This is a genomic window from Cellulosimicrobium sp. Marseille-Q8652, from assembly GCF_965112045.1.
Genome location: NZ_CBCOPS010000002.1, coordinates 61152 through 79141 on the forward strand (window position 1 = coordinate 61152; position 17990 = coordinate 79141).

The 17990-nt window shown below is 73.9% G+C and carries 18 protein-coding genes and 1 riboswitch; of the genes, 8 read left to right on the plus strand and 10 right to left on the minus strand.

The window, feature by feature from the left end:
• The first annotated feature begins 125 nt into the window (after nucleotides 1–125).
• Nucleotides 126–584, plus strand: coding sequence for a MarR family winged helix-turn-helix transcriptional regulator (locus ACWPWV_RS10285; protein WP_454042900.1), 459 nt, complete (start codon nucleotides 126–128; stop codon nucleotides 582–584).
• Nucleotides 581–1927, plus strand: coding sequence for an MFS transporter (locus ACWPWV_RS10290; protein WP_454042901.1), 1347 nt, complete (start codon nucleotides 581–583; stop codon nucleotides 1925–1927). The genes ACWPWV_RS10285 and ACWPWV_RS10290 overlap by 4 nt, the downstream gene beginning before the upstream one ends.
• A 388-nt stretch (nucleotides 1928–2315) precedes the next feature.
• Here the strand turns inward: ACWPWV_RS10290 and serC are convergent, their stop codons facing one another.
• A complete protein-coding gene (serC, locus tag ACWPWV_RS10295; protein ID WP_454042902.1) occupies nucleotides 2316–3473 on the minus strand; it encodes a phosphoserine transaminase in 1158 nt (385 codons plus the stop codon).
• Between the two features lie 148 nt (nucleotides 3474–3621).
• On the opposite strand from serC, the gene ACWPWV_RS10300 reads away from it, so the two are divergent.
• The 3 genes from ACWPWV_RS10300 (at nucleotide 3622) to ACWPWV_RS10310 (ending at nucleotide 6626) form a co-directional block, all read left to right on the plus strand.
• Nucleotides 3622–4332, plus strand: a complete 711-nt coding sequence (locus ACWPWV_RS10300; RefSeq protein ID WP_454042903.1) for a metal-dependent transcriptional regulator — start codon at nucleotides 3622–3624, stop codon at nucleotides 4330–4332.
• Nucleotides 4333–4533: 201 nt separating this feature from the next.
• Nucleotides 4534–4694: riboswitch (cyclic di-AMP (ydaO/yuaA leader) on the plus strand.
• Between the two features lie 50 nt (nucleotides 4695–4744).
• Nucleotides 4745–5506 carry a C40 family peptidase gene (locus ACWPWV_RS10305; RefSeq protein ID WP_454042904.1) on the plus strand — a complete coding sequence of 254 codons (762 nt, stop codon included), beginning with the start codon at nucleotides 4745–4747 and terminating at the stop codon, nucleotides 5504–5506.
• A 175-nt stretch (nucleotides 5507–5681) separates the two neighbouring features.
• Nucleotides 5682–6626: a universal stress protein gene (locus tag ACWPWV_RS10310; RefSeq protein ID WP_454042905.1), complete on the plus strand. Its 945-nt coding sequence runs from the start codon at nucleotides 5682–5684 to the stop codon at nucleotides 6624–6626.
• A gap of 90 nt (nucleotides 6627–6716) precedes the next feature.
• Here ACWPWV_RS10310 and ACWPWV_RS10315 read toward each other — a convergent pair whose 3' ends face one another.
• The 6 genes from ACWPWV_RS10315 to ddaH all read right to left on the minus strand — a co-directional run bounded on the left by ACWPWV_RS10315 (nucleotide 6717) and on the right by ddaH (nucleotide 12926).
• Nucleotides 6717–7235, minus strand: coding sequence for a pyridoxamine 5'-phosphate oxidase family protein (locus ACWPWV_RS10315; protein ID WP_454042906.1), 519 nt, complete (start codon nucleotides 7233–7235; stop codon nucleotides 6717–6719).
• A gap of 205 nt (nucleotides 7236–7440) precedes the next feature.
• On the minus strand, nucleotides 7441–8289 hold the full coding sequence (locus tag ACWPWV_RS10320; protein ID WP_454042907.1) for an ABC transporter permease: 849 nt from the start codon (nucleotides 8287–8289) through the stop codon (nucleotides 7441–7443).
• The gene (locus tag ACWPWV_RS10325) at nucleotides 8289–9290 is read right to left on the minus strand and encodes an ATP-binding cassette domain-containing protein (protein WP_454042908.1); all 1002 of its coding nucleotides are present in this window, start codon (nucleotides 9288–9290) and stop codon (nucleotides 8289–8291) included. Before ACWPWV_RS10325 ends, ACWPWV_RS10320 begins: the two co-directional genes overlap by 1 nt.
• 177 nt (nucleotides 9291–9467) lie before the next feature.
• On the minus strand, nucleotides 9468–10742 hold the full coding sequence (locus ACWPWV_RS10330; protein WP_454042909.1) for an aminotransferase class I/II-fold pyridoxal phosphate-dependent enzyme: 1275 nt from the start codon (nucleotides 10740–10742) through the stop codon (nucleotides 9468–9470).
• 10 nt (nucleotides 10743–10752) lie between these two features.
• Nucleotides 10753–12003 carry an ornithine--oxo-acid transaminase gene (rocD, locus tag ACWPWV_RS10335; protein WP_454044517.1) on the minus strand — a complete coding sequence of 417 codons (1251 nt, stop codon included), beginning with the start codon at nucleotides 12001–12003 and terminating at the stop codon, nucleotides 10753–10755.
• A 38-nt stretch (nucleotides 12004–12041) separates the two neighbouring features.
• Nucleotides 12042–12926: a dimethylargininase gene (gene ddaH / locus ACWPWV_RS10340; protein WP_454042910.1), complete on the minus strand. Its 885-nt coding sequence runs from the start codon at nucleotides 12924–12926 to the stop codon at nucleotides 12042–12044.
• A gap of 302 nt (nucleotides 12927–13228) precedes the next feature.
• Between ddaH and ACWPWV_RS10345 the strand changes: the two genes are divergently transcribed.
• Nucleotides 13229–14086, plus strand: a complete 858-nt coding sequence (locus ACWPWV_RS10345) for a PadR family transcriptional regulator (RefSeq protein ID WP_454042911.1) — start codon at nucleotides 13229–13231, stop codon at nucleotides 14084–14086.
• A 32-nt stretch (nucleotides 14087–14118) separates the two neighbouring features.
• On the opposite strand, the gene ACWPWV_RS10350 is transcribed toward ACWPWV_RS10345, so the two are convergent.
• The 3 genes from ACWPWV_RS10350 to ACWPWV_RS10360 form a co-directional block, all read right to left on the minus strand.
• On the minus strand, nucleotides 14119–14604 hold the full coding sequence (locus tag ACWPWV_RS10350; RefSeq protein ID WP_454042912.1) for an SRPBCC family protein: 486 nt from the start codon (nucleotides 14602–14604) through the stop codon (nucleotides 14119–14121).
• Nucleotides 14601–15485: a hypothetical protein gene (locus ACWPWV_RS10355; RefSeq protein ID WP_454042913.1), complete on the minus strand. Its 885-nt coding sequence runs from the start codon at nucleotides 15483–15485 to the stop codon at nucleotides 14601–14603. Before ACWPWV_RS10355 ends, ACWPWV_RS10350 begins: the two co-directional genes overlap by 4 nt.
• Before the next feature lie 61 nt (nucleotides 15486–15546).
• Nucleotides 15547–16059: an OsmC family protein gene (locus ACWPWV_RS10360; RefSeq protein WP_454042914.1), complete on the minus strand. Its 513-nt coding sequence runs from the start codon at nucleotides 16057–16059 to the stop codon at nucleotides 15547–15549.
• Between the two features lie 168 nt (nucleotides 16060–16227).
• Between ACWPWV_RS10360 and ACWPWV_RS10365 the strand changes: the two genes are divergently transcribed.
• Both ACWPWV_RS10365 and ACWPWV_RS10370 read left to right on the plus strand, forming a co-directional pair.
• Nucleotides 16228–16962 (plus strand): SDR family oxidoreductase, encoded by a 735-nt coding sequence (locus tag ACWPWV_RS10365; RefSeq protein WP_454042915.1) that lies wholly within the window; start codon nucleotides 16228–16230, stop codon nucleotides 16960–16962.
• A 55-nt stretch (nucleotides 16963–17017) separates the two neighbouring features.
• Complete coding sequence (locus ACWPWV_RS10370) at nucleotides 17018–17926, plus strand: RNA polymerase sigma-70 factor (RefSeq protein ID WP_454042916.1); 909 nt, start codon at nucleotides 17018–17020, stop codon at nucleotides 17924–17926.
• The last annotated feature ends 64 nt before the right edge of the window (nucleotides 17927–17990 follow it).

Here is a 17990-nt window from a genome sequence, read left to right on the forward strand (position 1 = left end):
GCGGACGCCCCGCCCGCGGCCCCCGCGTCGTACCGGTGCGCGTCGAGGCGCAGCGGTCCCACGCACCCGCCGGCGGCGGACCCGGGTCCTTTCATTACCCGAGGTAATGAGTTAGGGTAATGATCATGCCTGCTGCGGACCCCACTGCCCCGACCCGGAGCCAGTGCCGGCCCGCGACGCTCGGCGGGGAGCTCCGCGTGGCGCTCACGCGCATCTCCCGACGGCTGCGCTCGCAGCGCGGCGAGGCCGACCTCCCCGAGGGGCAGTTCGGCGTCCTCACCGTCCTGCACAAGCACGGCGCCATGTCGCCCGGCGGGCTCGCCGAGCACGAGCGCGTCCGTCCGCCGTCCATGACGCGCGCCGTCAACCGTCTCGTCGAGCTCGGGCTCGTCGAGAAGGTCGAGCACGAGACCGACCGCCGCCAGGTCGTCGTGCGGCTCACCGACGTCGGCGTGCACGAGGTCAAGGAGACCCGCCGCCGTCGCGACGCGTGGCTCACGCAGCAGCTGACCACCCTCACCCCCGACGAGAGAGAGACCTTGGCCCGCGCCAGTGAGCTGTTGATCAGGATCGCCGCCCGATGAGCGCGACGTTCTCCTCCCTCCAGTACTTCAACTACCGCGTCTGGTTCGGCGCCGCGCTCGTCGCGAACATCGGCACCTGGATGCAGCGCGTCGCGCAGGACTGGCTCGTCCTCACCGACCTCACGGACGAGTCCGGCATCGCCGTCGGCGTCGTCACCGCGCTGCAGTTCGCGCCCGTCCTCGCGCTGTCCGCGTGGGCGGGCGTCCTCGCCGACCGGCTCCCGCGCCGTCGGCTCCTCATGGCCACGCAGGGCGCCATGGGCCTGCTCGCGCTGGGGCTCGGTGCGCTCGTGCTCTCCGGCCACGTCCAGCTGTGGCACGTGTACGTGTTCGCGACGCTCCTGGGCGTCGTGTCGGCGTTCGACAACCCCGTGCGTCAGACGTTCGTCGCCGAGATGGTCCCCGCCGACAAGCTGTCCAACGCCGTCGGGCTCAACAGCGCGTCGTTCAACGCCGCGCGCCTCGTGGGACCCGGTGTGGCCGGCCTGCTCATCGCCGTCGTCGGCTCCGGCTGGATCTTCGTCATCAACGGCGTGACCTTCGCCGCGACGATCCTCGCGCTCGGCTACATGCGCACGCGCGAGCTGCACACCATGCCGAGCGCCCCGCGGCAGAAGGGCCAGATCCGCGAGGGCATCCGGTACGTGCGCGGCCGGACCGACATCATCGTCATCATGGTCGTCGTCGGCGTCGTGTCGACGTTCGGGCTCAACTTCCAGCTCACCTCCGCGATGATGGCCAAGGTCGAGTTCGGCATGGGCCCGGGGGAGTACGGCATCCTCGGGTCGATCCTCGCGATCGGGTCGCTCACCGGCGCGCTGCTCGCCGCGCGGCGCGAACGACCCCGCGTGCGCCTCGTCATCGGCTCCGCGTTCGGGTTCGCCGTGGCCACCGGCGCGATGGCGCTCATGCCCACCTATGCCAGCTTCGCCGTCGCGTGCATCCCGGTCGGCCTCGCGTCGCTCACCATGATGACCGCCGCCAACTCGACCATCCAGATGTCCGTCGACCCCGTCATGCGCGGACGCGTCATGTCGCTCTACATGATCGTCTTCCTCGGTGCGACGCCGGTCGGGTCGCCGTTCATCGGCTGGGTCGCCGAGGCGTGGGGACCGCGCTGGGCCATCGGCATCGGGTCGATCACCGCGGCGCTCGTCGCCGTCGGCGCGGCCGTGTGGGCCGTCCGGAACTGGCACCTCGAGGTGCGCTACCGCGTGCTCCAGCGGCCGCACCTGCTCGTGCGCTACCTCGACGTGGGCACGGCGGTCGAGGCCGGCGCCCGCGACGAGACGCGGCGTCGGCTCGGCACCGAGGACGCGCAAGAGGCCGCGCGCGCGGCCTGAGTCCTGCTGCTCGGTGCTCGGGCTGGGTGGCGGTCGGGGGCGCTCGCGCCGGGTCTACCATCCGCGGCGCTCGTTCCTCGCACCGCTCCCGCCAGACCCGCCACGACCCGGCGCAAGCGCCCCCTACCGCCCTCGTCAGGTCACCTCCCGTGTTGGCGAGCCTGGTGACACGACGGACGAGCGGATGGGGCGGCGTCGGATGCGAAGGGCGTCAAGCCGCGCGCGGAGACGCACGGCTTGACGCCCGAGGTGACGGCGCGGCAGCCCGAGCACCGACGCCGCCCCACCCGCGGTGGCGACTGGCACCGAACGCCCGACGTGACGGCGCGGCCGCCCGAGCACCGAGGCCGCGCCGCCCGCGGTGGCGACGAACGGGCGGCGACCGCCGTCAGGCCAGGCGGTCGACGACGTGGTCGACGCACGCGGTGAGGGCGCGGACGTCGTCGGGGTCGATGGCGGGGAACATCGCGACGCGGAGCTGGTTGCGGCCGAGCTTGCGGTAGGGGAAGACGTCGAGGATCCCGTTGGCGCGCAGCGTCGCGACCACCTGGGCGGCGTCGACGGAGTCGTCGAGGTCGATCGTGCCGACGACGGTCGAGCGCTCGGCGGGGTCCGCGACGAAGGGTGTGGCCCACTCGCGGGCCTCGGCCCAGCCGTAGAGGTGGTTCGCGGACTCGGCGGAGCGCGCGGCAGCCCACGCGAGGCCGCCCTGGGCGAGGAGCCACTCGACCTGCTCGGCGAGCATGACGAGCGTCGCGACGGCCGGGGTGTTGAGGGTCTGGTCCTGACGGGAGTTCGCGGCCGCGGTGCGCAGCGAGAGCGACTCGGGTACCCAGCGCGTCCCGCTCGACTCGATCTCCTCCGCGCGCGCGAGCGCGGAGGGCGAGCACAGCGCGAGCCACAGGCCGCCGTCGGACCCGAAGACCTTCTGGGGCGCGAAGTAGTAGACGTCGGTCTCCGCCACGTCCACGGGCAGCGCCCCGGCGCCCGACGTCGCGTCGACGAGTGTCAGCGCGCCGCGCTCGCGCGAGCCCGCGACGCGGCGCACGGGCGCCATCGCTCCCGTCGACGTCTCGTTGTGCGGCCACGCGTGCACGTCGACGTCGTCCGCGGGCTCGGGGTGCGCGACCGTGCCCGGGGCGGCGGTGATCACCTGGGACGGGTCGAGGAAGGGCGCCGCCGTCGTCGCCGCCGCGAACTTCGCGCCGAACTCGCCGAACGCCGCGTGCTGCGCCTTGCGCCGCACGAGGCACGCCGTCGCGACGTCCCAGAAGGTCGTCGAGCCCCCGTTGCCCAGCACGACCTCGTACCCCTCGGGGAGGTCGAAGAGCGTCGCGAGACCCTCGCGCGTGCGACGCACGAGCGACCTCACCGGTGCCTGGCGGTGGGAGGTGCCGAGGAGCGAGGTCCCGGCGTCGGCGACGGCCCGGACCTGGGCGGCGCGCACCTTGCTCGGCCCGGACCCGAAGCGGCCGTCGGCCGGCAGCAGGTCCGCGGGGATCGTGAGCGGGGCGGTGGTGTCGGTGGGCGATGCGTGCTCGGTCACAGCGTCACCCTACGCGCGCGCCCGGCACGGGCTCCGCGCCGTCCGGGAACGTCGGTCGACGGCGCTCGTTCTTCCGGGATTCTCCCCGGATCGCGTCAGGGGATCGCCATAGACTGTGCCCCAGCCGACGGACGACAGGGAGCGCGACGTGACCGATCTGATCGATACCACCGAGATGTATCTGAAGACGATCTACGAGCTCGTCGAGGAGGGCATCACCCCCCTCCGGGCGCGCATCGCGGAGCGCCTCGGGCACTCGGGCCCCACGGTGTCGCAGACGGTGGCGCGCATGGAGCGCGACGGTCTCGTCGTCGTCACGGGGGACCGGCACCTCGAGCTCACGCCCGCGGGGAACGACAAGGCGACGCGAGTGATGCGCAAGCACCGCCTCGCGGAGCGCCTGCTCACCGACGTCATCAAGCTCGACTGGGAGCACGTGCACACGGAGGCGTGCCGGTGGGAGCACGTGATGAGCGAGCTCGTCGAGGAGCGGCTCATCGGGTTGCTGGACCACCCGCACTTCGACCCGTACGGGAACCCGATCCCGGGCCTCGCCGAGCTGGGCGAGCAGTTCGAGGGCGTGGAGTTCCTCGACGGCGTCGTGCCGCTGCCCTCCTACGTCGTGCAGCGCCGCGCGGCGGGCGAGGACGAGGTCGAGGTCGTGCTGCAGCGCATCGCCGAGCCGATCCAGGTCGACGTCGAGCTCCTGGCGCGGTTCGCGGAGGCCGGGGTGCTGCCGCGCCGCACGCTCGTGGTGCGCCCGGCGGCCGGTGGTCTCGTCGTCCAGGGCAAGGGTTCCGAGATCGTCCTGGACCTCCCCGAGGAGATCGCACGGCACCTGTTCGTCACCCAGGCCTGACCCGAGGTGCCGGTCGGGGTAGCGCTCCCACAGCGCCTTGACCTGCGGAGACGTCGTCGTTACCCCTGTCCGCACGGCCCGGCGCCCGGGAGCCGTGATGGGAACGTGACATTTGACAGGGTGTCCTGTACGGTCAGTGCTGCTCCATCGGAAGACCTGTCCGGCGGAGTCCTCGAGCGGAACGCCTAACCCTGTCGCTGCCCGAGGTTCACGACAACCCGACGACAGGGACGGGGGACCCAAATCCGGGCGCTGGAGACAGCGTCCTTGGGGTGAAGCCCGACGGACCTCGGTCCGTCAGGCCGGGTGTATCTCCCACCCGAACCCGACAGCTGACCTCGCAGGCGTCCAGGAGAGGCAACACGTGACCGTGAGCACGACTCGCGCCCGCCACCGCGCGGCGCGGCGTCCCATGACGCCACTCAGCACCATCGCCCAGGCAGCCTCGGACCAGATGTCGACCGTCGGGCGCCGTACCGCCGTCGTCGCCGCGTCCTCCGGTCTCATCGTCTCGATGATCGGCGCCGCCGCCCCCGCCACCGCGGCCCCCGTCGACTCCGAGCCGAAGCTCAACTCGGTCGACCTCAGCGCTCTGACCGCGCAGGCGCGGCAGGCCCTCGAGGCGGCCCCGGCCGTCACGGTCGCCGCCGACGCCGCGTTCTCGATCGAGGCCGCACCCGTGACGGTGACCCCGGCTCCCGAGCCGGAGCCCGAGCCCGAGCCGGAGCCCGTCGTCGAGCGGACCGAGAACACCAGCCGCACGCAGGAGCGTCAGTCGACGCAGACCGAGGCAGAGGCTCCCGTCCAGGAGGAGGCCGCGGTCTCCGTCCCGGCCTCGGCCTACGGCAGCACCATCGTCTCGATCGCGGCCCGCTACGTCGGCGTCCCGTACGTCTACGGCGGCACCACGCCCGACGGCTTCGACTGCTCCGGCTTCACGAGCTACGTCTACGCGCAGGTCGGCATCAGCCTCCCCCGCACGTCGGGCGCCCAGGGCTCCGTCGGCACCAAGGTCCCGCGCTCCGAGGCGCAGCCGGGCGACCTCATCTGGACGCCGGGCCACATCTCGATCTACGCCGGCGACAACATGCAGATCGACGCGCCGCGTCCGGGCAAGACCATCCAGTTCCGTCAGATCTGGCAGTCGAACCCGACGTTCATCCGCGTCGCCTGATCGCAGGTCTCAGGGCATCACGCCACCCGAACCCCGTCCCTCCGCGAGTCGTCGCGAAGGGGCGGGGTTCGTGGCATTCTTGACTCGTTCGTGACCTGTGGTGGAGGTTCTGCCCGGGGCGCCTCGGCGACGTCGCTCGCCGGACGGCACGCGGCCGTCGAGAGGAGAGTCACTGATGACCCGCACGGAAACCGTCCTCGTGGGCGTCGACGGGTCGGCGCCCAGCCTCCACGCCCTCGACTGGGCGGCCGCGTACGCGCTGCGCGTCGGCTGGTCGCTCCACGTGGTCTGCACCTACTCCCTCCCGTCGTTCACGGCCGCGTCCCTCGACGGGGGGTACGCCGCGCTCGACGACAGCGCCATCCAGGAGGGCGCCCGCGCCGTGCTCGAGGAGGCGCGCGCACGGGCGGAGTCCGCCGGCGTGCGCGTCACCGCGACGGTCACGACGGGCGACGCCGCCGGTGTGCTCGTCGAGATGTCCCGTGAGCACTCGCTCGTCGTCGTCGGCACCCGCGGGCGCGGCGGGTTCACCGAGCGCCTGCTCGGTACGGTGTCCTCCGCCCTCCCGGCGCACGCGCACTGCCCCACGGTCGTCGTGCCGTTCCGCGCGCGGACCAAGGGCGACGACGCCGCGCCCGAGGAGCTGCCCGTCGTCACCCCGCTGCGGCGGATCGTCGTCGGCGTCGACGGGTCGCCGTCGGCCGAGATCGCCCTGCGGCACGCGATCCGTCAGGCCCGGGCGTGGGACGCCGAGCTCGTCGCCGTCGCGGGGGTACCGGTCGGCGCGGGCGCAGGGCTGCTGGCGTGGCTCCCCGCGTCCATCGACCACGAGCAGGTGCTGGCCGACGTCACCGAGGGCCTCAACGTCATCATCGCGCGGCACGAGGCCGAGAACCCCGGCCTGACGATCAAGCGGATCGTGCTCGACGGGACCGGCGCGGAGCTGCTCACCGAGTTCTCCACCGCGTCCGACCTCATCATCGTCGGCTCTCGGGGCCGCGGCGGGTTCCGCGGCCTGCTGCTCGGCTCGACGAGCCAGGCGGTCCTGCACCACTCGGCGTGCCCCGTCATGGTCGTGACGAAGAAGTGCGACGACGAGCCGACCGGTCAGGCCGCCTGACGCACCGCACCGGTTCCGCGTCTCGGCACCCGTCACGCCTCTCGCACTCGTCACACCTCTCGCACTCGTCACACCACCGGCGAGCGTCGGTCAGCGCTGGTCGTCGGGAGGCCCGCCGCTCGAGAGGGCGGCCGGGAACCGGCGCTCGAAGTCCAGCAGGCCGACCCAGGTGGGGCGGACGGCGATGCGCGCCATCCGGACGCCGGGGACGTCGGTCTCGGCGAGGAGCTCGTCCGCCACCTCGCGTCCGACGTAGCGCCGCATCGCCTCGGCGTACTCGGGCACCACGCCGTCGTGGTCGGTGACCCGTGCCTCGCCGCGGAGCTGCAGCACCGTCGGCGGGAACCCCTCGGTGTCGATGGTGATCGCCACCGCCGGGCGGGCCCGGAGCGCGGCGATCTTGTAGGCGCCGGCGTAGGTGCCCATGACGACCTCGTGCCCGTCCCACACGAAGTGGGTGGGGAACACGCGAGGCGTTCCGTCCGCGGCGACGTACGCCACGCGGGCGGGGACGCGCGACGTGAGGAGTGCCCGGGCCTGCGGCGTCGCGAGGAGGGCGAGGTCCCCCTGCGCGAGCTGCTCGCCGCGGGTGTCGGGTGCGTGCGGCATAGCTGCTCCTTCCAGTTGTCGTGTGCCGCGACGTGCTGTTCGCGGACCGGCACACCGTCGGCGAGCTCCGTGCGGGCTCGCGCGAGGGCATCGCGACCAACTGCGCGACCTCGGCGGCGGGGACCCTCGGGCGCAGGTCGCCGCGCTCGACGAGATCCGCCGCGCCAACGGTCTGCCGGCGATCACCGCCCAGGTGGGCGCCGAGTCATGAGCGGTTGCGGTACAGCCGCATCGTGATGGGGGCGAGCACCGCGGTGAGGACCACCGAGGCGACGAGGACCCACATGATCCCCGCCATGTCCGGCTCGCCGGCCATGAGGCTGCGGACGGCGGTCACGAGGTGCGTCACCGGGTTGATCTCCACGAACCGCTGCAGGACCACCGGCATGGTCGACGGGTCGACGAAGATGTTCGACGCGAACGTCAGCGGCATGAGCACGAGCATCGACGTCCCCATGACGGCGTTGGGCGAGCGCAGCACGAGACCGAGCGCCGTGAACACCCAGCTCAGCGCGAACGAGAACACGAGCAGCAGCAGGATCCCGAGCACGACACCGACCACGCCCCCCGGCGGGCGGAAGCCGAGCACGAGCCCGAGCGCGAGCGTGACGGCGGACGCGATGGTGTAGCGCACGGTGTCGCCGAGGAGCGCGCCGACGATCGGCGCCGGCCGCCACACGGGCAGCGAGCGGAACCGGTCGAAGACGCCCTTCGAGATGTCGGTGTTCATCGTGTAGCCGGTGTAGATCGTCGTGAAGAGCACGGCCTGCACGAGGATCCCCGGGAGCAGGAACTGGAGGTAGCTCTGCACGTCGCCGGCGAGCGCGCCCCCGAACAGGTACGTGAACATCAGCGTGAAGATGATCGGCGACACGGTGACGTCGAACAGCTGCTCCGGCACGTGCTTGATCTTGAGCAGCGCGCGCCACGTGTACGTGAACGTCGCCGACACCGGCGACGGGCGGCTCGGTCGGTGCTCGAGCGCGACGGCCTCGCGCAGTGCGCTCGCCTCGGGGGCGCGCAGCTCGGCGGCGGTGCTGGGCTCGGTAGCCATCAGGCCACCTCCTCGATCTGCTCGTCCGGTTCGTCGACCGGCTGACCGGTGAGGGCGAGGAACACCTCGTCGAGGCTCGGCTGGCCGAGCGTGAACTCCGGGACCGAGATGCCGGCGTCGCCGAGCGCGGGCAGGAGCCCCGCGACCGAGGTGGCGCCGTCGTCGGGAACGCGGGCCGAGAAGGCGTAGGGGTCGTTGGCGAGCGACACCTCGGTGCCCAGCACGGCCCCGACGATCTCCGCCGCCCGGCTGCGCTGCGCGGAGTCCGCGAGCCGCAGGTGCACCGCGCCCTCGCCCACCGAGCGCTTGAGCTCCGTCGCGGTCCCCTCCGCGATGACCTTGCCGTGGTCGATGACCGCGATCTTGTCGGCGAGCTGGTCGGCCTCCTCGAGGTACTGCGTCGTGAGCAGCACGGTCGCGCCGTCCGCGACGAGCACGCGCACGATGTCCCACACCTGGTTGCGGCTGCGCGGGTCGAGGCCCGTCGTCGGCTCGTCGAGGAAGAGCACGCGGGGGCTCATGACGAGGCTCGCGGCGAGGTCGATGCGGCGGCGCATGCCGCCCGAGTACGTCTTGACCTGGCGGTCGCCGGCGTCGCCGAGGCCGAAGGCCTCGAGCAGGTCCGCCGAGCGGCGGCGCGCCGTCCCCCCGAGGAACCCGTAGAGCCGCGCGAGCATCACGAGGTTCTCGGTCCCGGTGAGGTCCTCGTCGACGGAGGCGTACTGCCCCGTGAGCCCGACGACGGAGCGCACCTTGTCGGCGTCGCGCACCACGTCGTGGCCCAGGACGGTGGCCGTCCCTGCGTCCGGCTGGAGCAGCGTCGCGAGCATCCGGACCGCGGTCGTCTTGCCGGCGCCGTTCGGGCCGAGCACCCCGAGCACGGTGCCCTCGGGGACCGCCAGGTCGATGCCGTCGACCGCCTTGGTCACCGACTTCTTGGACGTGAAGTGCTTGACGAGACCTCTCGCCTCGACGGCGAGGTCACCGGTCGACGAGCTCATGTCCCTCCTCGGGTCGCACGCGGCGGCACCCGGGCGGTCCCACCACCCACGCTCCGACCGGGTCGCCCGGTGGAACTCATCGGTGCACCCGTCCATCGTGCGCCGACGGTCCGACACGGTCCAGGGAGTTTCGTCCGCCGTCCGCGGAACGGCCCTCTCGACTCCGTGGACCAGGGCCTACCTCGCGGACTGCTCCGCGGCGGCGAACAGGACGCACGTCGCGACGCCGTCAATCGCGACGCGCACCTCCTCGAGCGGGGGCAGCGACGGTGCGAGGCGCAGCACGGTGTCCTCCGGGTCCTTGCCGTACGGGTAGGCGGCGCCGGCGGGCGTCAGCGCGATGCCCGCAGCCTTCGCGAGCTCCACGACGCGCGACGCCGTGCCCGGGGGAACCTCGAGGCTCACGAAGTAGCCGCCCTTCGGCTCGGTCCAGGACGCGACGCCCCACGGCCCGAGGCGCTCGGCGAGGATGCCGGTCACCGCCTCGAACTTCGGCGCGAGGATGTCGCGGTGCCGGCGCATGTGCTCGCGCACGCCCTCGGCGTCGCCGAAGAACAGCGCGTGGCGCAGCTGGTTGACCTTGTCCGGGCCGATGGACCGCGACGAGAGGTTCTTCCGGAACCACGCGACGTTGGCCGGCGACGACGCGAGGAACGCGACGCCCGCGCCCGCGAACGTGATCTTCGACGTCGAGGCGAACAGGACGACGCGGTCCGGGTTGCCGGCCTGCGCGGCGAGGCCGATCGCGTCAGCCGTCGTCACCTCGTCCTGCGTGAGGTGGTGCAGCGCGTACGCGTTGTCCCACAGGATGCGGAAGTCGGGGGCGGCGGTCGGCATCGACACGAGCCGGCGCGCCACCTCCTCCGTCACGACCGATCCGTCCGGGTTGGCGTACGTCGGCACGACCCACATGCCCTTGATGCTCGGGTCGTCGGCGACGAGCGCCGCGACGGCCTCGGCGTCGGGGCCGTCCGCCGTCATGGGGACCGTGACCATCTCGATCCCCAGCGCCTCGCACACCGAGAAGTGGCGGTCGTAGCCGGGGACGGGGCAGATCCAGCGCACGCGCTCCTCACGGCCCCACGGGCGCTCGGAACCGGGCACGCCGAACAGCGTCGCGTCGACCAGCGTGTCGTACATCATCGTGAGGCTCGCGTTGCCGCCCGCGAGGAGCTGCTCCACCGGGACGCCGAGGAGCTCGGCGAAGATGCGCCGCAGCTGCGGGAGCCCGTCGAGGCCGCCGTAGTTGCGCACGTCGGTGCCGTCGGCGTCCGTGTGGACCCCCTCGCCCGGCAGGGCGAGCAGCGCCTCGGACAGGTCGAGCTGCTCGGCGGACGGCTTGCCGCGCGTGAGGTCCAAGTGCAGACCGAGGGCCTGCAGGTCCGCGTAGGCGCGGCGCAGGTCGTCGAGGGACGCGGCGAGGGCGGAGGTGTCGGGGTGCGCGGTGGTCACCCTTCGGACTCTACCGACCGTCGGCCAGCGCCGTCAGGGCATTCTCGAGAGCGGACAGACCGGTCTCGAGGTCGTCCGCCGAGATGGTCAGCGGGGGAGCGAGCCGGATGGTCGACCCGTGCGTGTCCTTGGCGAGCACCCCGCGGGCGAGCAACGCCTCGCACAGGTCGCGGCCGGTCCCGCGCGCCGGGTCCAGGTCCAGCCCGGCCCACAGCCCGACGCCGCGGACGCCGTCGAGCAGGCCGGTCTCCACGAACCCGCCGAGCCTCGCGTGGAACGACGAGCCCAGCGCGCGGGCCGCCGCCTGCGGCTCGCCCGACCGGAGCAGCTCGACCACCGCGAGCCCGACCGCGCACGCCAGGGGGTTCCCGCCGAACGTGCTGCCGTGGGTCCCCGGGGTGAGGACGTCGAGCACGTCCCGGCGGCCCACGACAGCGGACACCGGCAGGATCCCGCCGCCGAGCGCCTTGCCGAGCGTCACGAGGTCGGGCCGCGCGTCCCACAGCTCGCACGCGAGCGTCGTGCCGGTGCGCCCGAGCCCGGACTGGATCTCGTCGGCCACGAGCAGCACGTCGCGCTCGGCGGTCAGCGCGCGCAGCGCGGGCCAGTACCCGTCGGGCGGCACGACGACGCCCGACTCGCCCTGGATCGGCTCCATGAGCACCGCGACCGTGGTGTCGTCGAGCGCCTCCGCGACCGCGGCGACGTCGCCGAACGGCACGAGGCGGAACCCCGGCGTGTACGGGCCGAACCCGTCGCGCGCGTCGGGGTCGTCGGAGAACGACACGACCGTCGTCGTGCGGCCGTGGAAGTTGCCCGACGCCACGACGATCGTCGCCTCGCCCGGCGCGATCCCGCGGACGTCGTACCCCCACTTCCGCGCGGTCTTGACCGCGGTCTCGACGGCCTCGGCGCCGGTGTTCATGGGCAGCACGGCCGTGCCCGGGCCGCCCTCGGCGCCACCCGTCGTGAGCGGGCCGACGAGCGCGGCGAGCGCGTCGGCGAACGGCACCAGGAGGTCGTGGTCGAACGCGCGCGACGTCAGGGTGACGCGCCCGAGCTGGCGCGTCGCGGCGTCGACGAGCGCCGGGTGACGGTGGCCGAAGTTCAGCGCCGAGTAGCCCGCGAGGAGGTCGAGGTAGCGGCGGCCGCCCGTGTCCGTGACCCACGCGCCCTCGGCGGTCGCGACCGTCACGGGGAGCGGGTGGTAATTGTGCGCGAGCGCGCCGTGCCCGCCGGCACTGGCGGCCGCGGTGCGCACGGCGGCGTCCGGGCCCGGTGATCGCACGTCCTGCGCGGTCACGCGGCACCACCGGCGTGGAGCCCGCGGATCTCGAGCGTGCAGCACTTGGCGCCGCCGCCGCCGCGCAGCAGCTCCGACGTGTCGACGCCGACGGGCTCGTACCCGCGCTCGCGCAGCGCTCCCGCGAGGTGCTCGGCCCGCGGGTTGTGCACCACGTGCGTCCCGTCGCTCACGGCGTTGAGCCCGAGCACGACGGCGTCCTCCTCGGTCGCGAGCAGCGCGTCGGGGAAGCGCTCGCGCAGCACCTCCTGCGCGGCGGGGGAGAAGGCGTCGGGGTAGTAGGTGACGTCCACGGAGGGCGCGCCGACGAGCGCGGGGTGGGCGCCGTCGTCGGGCACGACGCCACCCTGGTTGCCGCGCAGGACCGTCAGGGCGGTGTCGAGGTGGTAGAAACGGGGGTCGACGAGCTCGAGCGTCACGACCTCGCGCCCCCACAGCGCGGCGGCCTCGGCGTGCGCGGCGCGGTCCGTGCGGAACCCGGTGCCCGCGAGCACGACGTCGCCCGCGACGAGCAGGTCGCCCTCGCCCTCGTTGACGTGCTCCGCGAGGTGCGTGACGTACCCGTGGTCGGCGAACCACTTGAGGTAGGCGGGGCCCTCCGCGGCGCGCTCGGGGTGGAGGAACCGGGCGGAGTAGACGAGCCCGTCGACGACGGTCGCGCCGTTCGCGGCGTAGACCATGTCGGGCAGCCCGGGGACCGGGTCGATCGTCTCGACGGTGTGCCCGAGGTCGAGGTAGGTGTCGCGCAGCCGCTCCCACTGGGCGACGGCGAGCGGCGTGTCCACCGGCCTGCTGCGGTCCATCCAGGGGTTGATCTCGTAGCTGACCGTGAAGTACGTCGGCCGGCACATGAGGTATCGCCGGGGGTGGTCTGCGCGCATCGCCGCCTCCTCGCTGAGACCGGGCCGCGGGTGGGGGCCCGGGGTGACCCGGGCGGGGGTGTCCGGCCGGGGGACGTGCTGGCTGCCAGCGTACGTCCGCGCGCGCCGCGCGGCCCGGCACCGCGCGCGTCCGGCGAGACGTTGACAGCGATAGTCCAGCGATATATCGTTGGCGTGTCGCTGAGCCACTCGATGCGACTCGCGCCCATCGCGCGGGCGACGACACGTCGCCGGGAACCGCGGTGACCGGCCCGCCGCGCACGCCCCGGGCCCTCCAGACACCATCACCCAGGAGAACCTCCATGAGCTACGCACACCACCACCGGGGTCGTCACCCCGAGACGTCCCAGCCCTCCGGCGAGCAGGGCGGCCCGCGCCGCCGTCGCCGCGGCGGCTTCCCTCCCGTGCCCGACGACGCGGCCTGGTTCCGCGGCGACGCCCCCTCCGGCCGAGGCCGGGGCGGCGCCCGTCGCGGACCCGGCGGCTTCGGCGGCCCGGCCGACGGCCCGCGCGGTCCCGAGGGCCGCGGGTTCGGCGGCCCCGAGGGCCGTGGCCCGGGCTTCGGTCCCGGCTTCGGTCCGGGCTTCGGCCCGGGCGGGCACCGCGGCGGCCACCGCGGCCGCGGACCGCGTCGCGCGGGCCGCGGCGACGTCCGGGCCGCGATCCTGCTCCTCCTCGCCGACCGGCCGATGCACGGCTACCAGCTGATCCAGGAGATCGCCGACCGCAGCGAGGGCCAGTGGCGCCCGAGCCCGGGTGCGGTCTACCCGGCGCTCAACCTCCTCCAGGACGAGGGGCTCGTCGAGCTCTCGGCCGAGGGCGGGCGCCGGCTCGCCTCCCTCACGGAGGCGGGGCGCGCCGTCGTCACCGAGCAGGCCGACCAGCTCGGTGACCCGTTCGCCGAGGCCGCAGGACGAGGCGGGCGCTCGCGCCACGCGCTGCGCGCCGGCGTCGAGGCCGTCGCGGCCGCGGTGCACCAGGTCGCCCGCACGGGCACCGACGAGCAGGCGAAGGCTGCGGCCGAGCTGCTCGAGCGCACCCGACGGGACCTCTACCTGATCCTCGCGGGACCGACGCCGTCGGACGCCCCGGCAGACGTCGAGGACGCGCCGACGACCGACGACGAGCCGTGGGGCGCGGAGGACCGGCCGACCGCGTGACCTGACCGACCGACGTCGGCGCCCGGTGACGATCAGGTGTGGCGTGCCGCGAGGCGCGCCTCGAGCCGGCGCAGCGACGCGTGCAGCATCCAGCGCAGTGCGAGGGCGACGAGCGGCGCCGTGACGGCCCGGGGGAGCGGACCCGCCAGGTACGCGTCCTCCCACCACACGACGCGGCAGCGCCCGGTGCCGAGCGGCTCGACGTCGAACCCCGCGTCGCCGAGCAGCACGGGCCCCTCCTTGCGCACGCTCGTGCGCCCGGTCCGGCCGGCCGCGGTCGACGGCCGCTCCAGCGAGGTCACGACCATCCGGTCGAGGACACCGCCACCCCCGCGCCCGACGAACGGGCCGCTCACCATCGCGAACCGGTCACCGACCTCCGGTCCCCGGCCGGCCGGCGTCGCCATCCGCGTGAGCGGGATGAAGCGGGGATGGGTGCGCGGGTCGGCGACCCAGGCGAACGCGACGCTCGCGTCGACGGGCAGCTCGCGCCCGACGGCGACCCGGTGGGACGTCACCCGGCGTCTCGCGTCGGGTCGGGCCGACGACGGCCGGGCAGCAGCCGCCGCCGCCGGCCCCGGGCGCGCAGGGCTTCCTCGGGGACGGGCACCAGCGTCGGGCGGGCGTCCTCGGTCGCCGCCTCGACGACCTCGAGGATCCGGCCGAACGTCGACGGCGGCGGGCCGAACGCCCGGCGCGACTGCGCGACGACGCCGTGCCCCAGCGCGCGGGCTCCCGCGACGCCGACCACGGCGCCGATGCCGAACGGCACCAGCCGGCCGAGCGCGAGGCCGGACTGCTTGGCGAGCTGCGTCCGCAGGAAGCGGTTGCCGAGCGCCTTGTTGACCTTGACGAGGGTCCCCGCGGGCATCCGGGTCAGCAGCACCTTGCCCCAGGCGAGGCCCGAGCCCTGCGCCGCCTTCTCGACGTCGCGCGCGCCCTTCTCGCCGAGGACCGCGGCGAGCAGCAGGGCCCGGCGGCGCGCGACGTCGTCCACCGCGATCCCGTGCACGTCGGCGACGGCGAGCGAGAACACCGCCGACGACGCAAAGAACGTCGCGATGTCGCTCGACGTGAGCACGAGGCCCACGCCCGTGCCCACCGAGGGGAACGCAGCGGCCGCCCCGACGGCGCCGCCCGCGGCCTGGATGACCAGGAGGTACTCGCGCTCGAGGATCCGGATGATCTCCGCCGGGCCCGCCTCCGGGTTCCGACGGCGCACCGAGTCAACGTGCGCCCGGATCACCTGCGACGGGATCGTCACGGCCTTGTCCAGCGCGGCGTCGAGCAGGGGCGTCGGCCGGTACGCGGCCCACTCGACGGCGTCCTGCGTGGCGACGTCCTGCGGTGCGTCCGTCCGTGGTGGGGTCCCGTAGTCCGGGGTGCCGACGTAGGGCATCGGGGTCCTCGAGGGATCCTGCTGGTGCGGCATCGCGACTCCCGTCATCCGTGCGGTCCGGTCAGACCTGCGTCTCGACCTCGCGGCCGGCGCCCTCCGGCTGGAACAGGTACTCGACCTCTGCTCCCGCCTTGACCGTCCGTCCTACGGTGCACGCCTTGTCGATCGCTCGCGCGGCGACGGTCACCAGGCGGTCCCGCGTGTCGTCGTCGAGCGACGACAGGTCGATGTCGTACGTGCCCGTGATCTTCGGGTAGCGGTCCTCCTCGACGAGCTTGGCTCCCTCGACGTGGATCGTCACCTGGTAGTCGTCGCCGAGCCGGCGGGCGAACGTGCGGTCCGTGCTCATGCCCGCGCACGCCGCGAGCGCGATCTTCAGCAGCTCGCCGGGCGTGAACACCGCGCCCTCGCTCGCCGGGCCGATCGACACCTGCGCACCGCGGGCCGAGTGCCCGGTGTACGTGCGGTTCCCCGTGCGCTCCACCCACAGCGGGTCGGTCGGCGCTGGGGACGCGGCGGGGACGTCGCGCTCCGCCTCGTCGGTGGGGGTGCTCTCGGCTGGCTGGGTCGTCATGCGTCGATCCTCGCACTCCTCGGGTCGCGGCGGCCTGACGGTCCGCCCTCCGGGGAAACGCGCGACCGGCACCGGCGATTCCCCGGGAGACCTGTCACACCGTCGTCGGCCGACCGGTCGACAGTGGTGAGAGGCGGCAGAGCGCCGCACGCACGAGAGGAGACCGTCATGAGGATCGTCGTCGTCGGAGGAACGGGGCTCATCGGCAGCCAGGTCGTCGCACGGCTGCGCGACGCCGGGCACGAGGCGGTCGTCGCCGCGCCCAGCACCGGCGTGGACACGCTGACCGGGGCCGGGGTGGACGAGGCGCTCGCGGGCGCGGACGTCGTGGTGGACGTGTCGAACTCACCGTCGTTCGCGGACGACGACGTGATGCGTTTCTTCACGACGTCGACGCGCACGCTGCTCGACGCGGAGGCGCGTGCCGGGGTCGGGCACCACGTCATCCTGTCGATCGTCGGCACGGACCGGACCGACGCGGGCTACCTGCGCGCGAAGGTCGCCCAGGAGGAGCTGGTCCGCGGCTCCGGGCGCGGATGGTCGGTCGTCCGCGCGACGCAGTTCTTCGAGTTCGCCAAGACCATCGCGGACGGCGCGACGGTCGACGGCGTCGTCCACATCCCGCCGGTGGCCTTCCAGCCCGTCGCGTCCGCGGACGTCGCCCGGACGGTCGCCGAGGTCGCGTCGGGCGAGCCGTTGAACGGGATGGTCGAGCTGGCCGGGCCGGAGCGGCTCCGGTTCGACGAGTTCATCCGGACCGCGCTCGCCGCGCGCGGTGACGACCGCGAGGTCGTGGCGGACCCCGAGGCCACCTACTTCGGGGCACGCCTCGCGGAGGACTCGATCGTGCCGCAGGGCGGGTCGCGGCGCGGCGAGGTGACGTACGCGCAGTTCGCGGCCTGAACGGGGCACGGACGAGGTGCAGACGCGGCCGCGCGCGGCGGCGTACGGTGACCGCATGACGTCGCACCCGACGGCGCCCGAGCGCCCCGAGGTCCCCACGGACCCCGGGGCGCTGGACGCGTTCCTCGCGGTGCGTCCCCAGCTCTTCGGCATCGCCTACCGCATGCTGGGCAGCGTCCCGGAGGCGGAGGACGTCGTCCAGGACGCCTGGATCCGGTGGCAGGGCACCGACCGCGAGCGCGTGCGCAACCCCGCGGCGTTCCTCACCACGACGGTCACGCGCCTCGCGATCAACGCCGCGACGTCGGCCCGCGCCCGGCGCGAGACGTACGTGGGCCCGTGGCTCCCCGAGCCGGTCGACACGTCCGACGACCCCGCGCTCGGCGCGGAGCGCGCCGAGGCGCTGGAGATCGCGACCCTCGTGCTCCTGGAGCGGCTCACGCCCGTGGAGCGTGCGGTCTACGTGCTGCGCGAGGCCTTCGGCTACCCGCACCGCCGCGTCGCGGAGATCCTCGACATGACGGAGGCGAACGCGCGTCAGCTCGCGCGCCGTGCGCGCGAGCGGCTCGGCCGCCGTGACGCGGTGCGCGTCGACCCCGACGAGCACCGCCGCCTCCTCGACGAGTTCGTCGCCGCGGCGCACGACGGCGACCTCGCCCGGTTCGAGCGGTTCCTCGCCGACGACGTGGTCGCCCGGCCCGACGGCGGAGGGAAGGTGCACGCGTCGCGCGTCGAGCTGCACGGCGTCGCACGCGTCTCCCTGTTCTTCGACAACGTGTGGCGCAAGTACTGGGCCGACGCCGCCGTGCGCGTCGTCGAGGCCAACGGCCTGCCCGCCCTGCTCGTGTCGATCGACGGCGCGCCGTTCGCGCTCGTCTCGCTCGAGGTCACGCCGCGCGGCATCGAGCACGTGTTCGTCCAGGTCAACCCGGACAAGCTCGGCGGGTACGCCGCGGTGGCCTGACTCGCCGACCCTGGGGACCCGACGGCGGCCCTCCGGCACGCGTGGCGATGGTGCTCCTCACAGG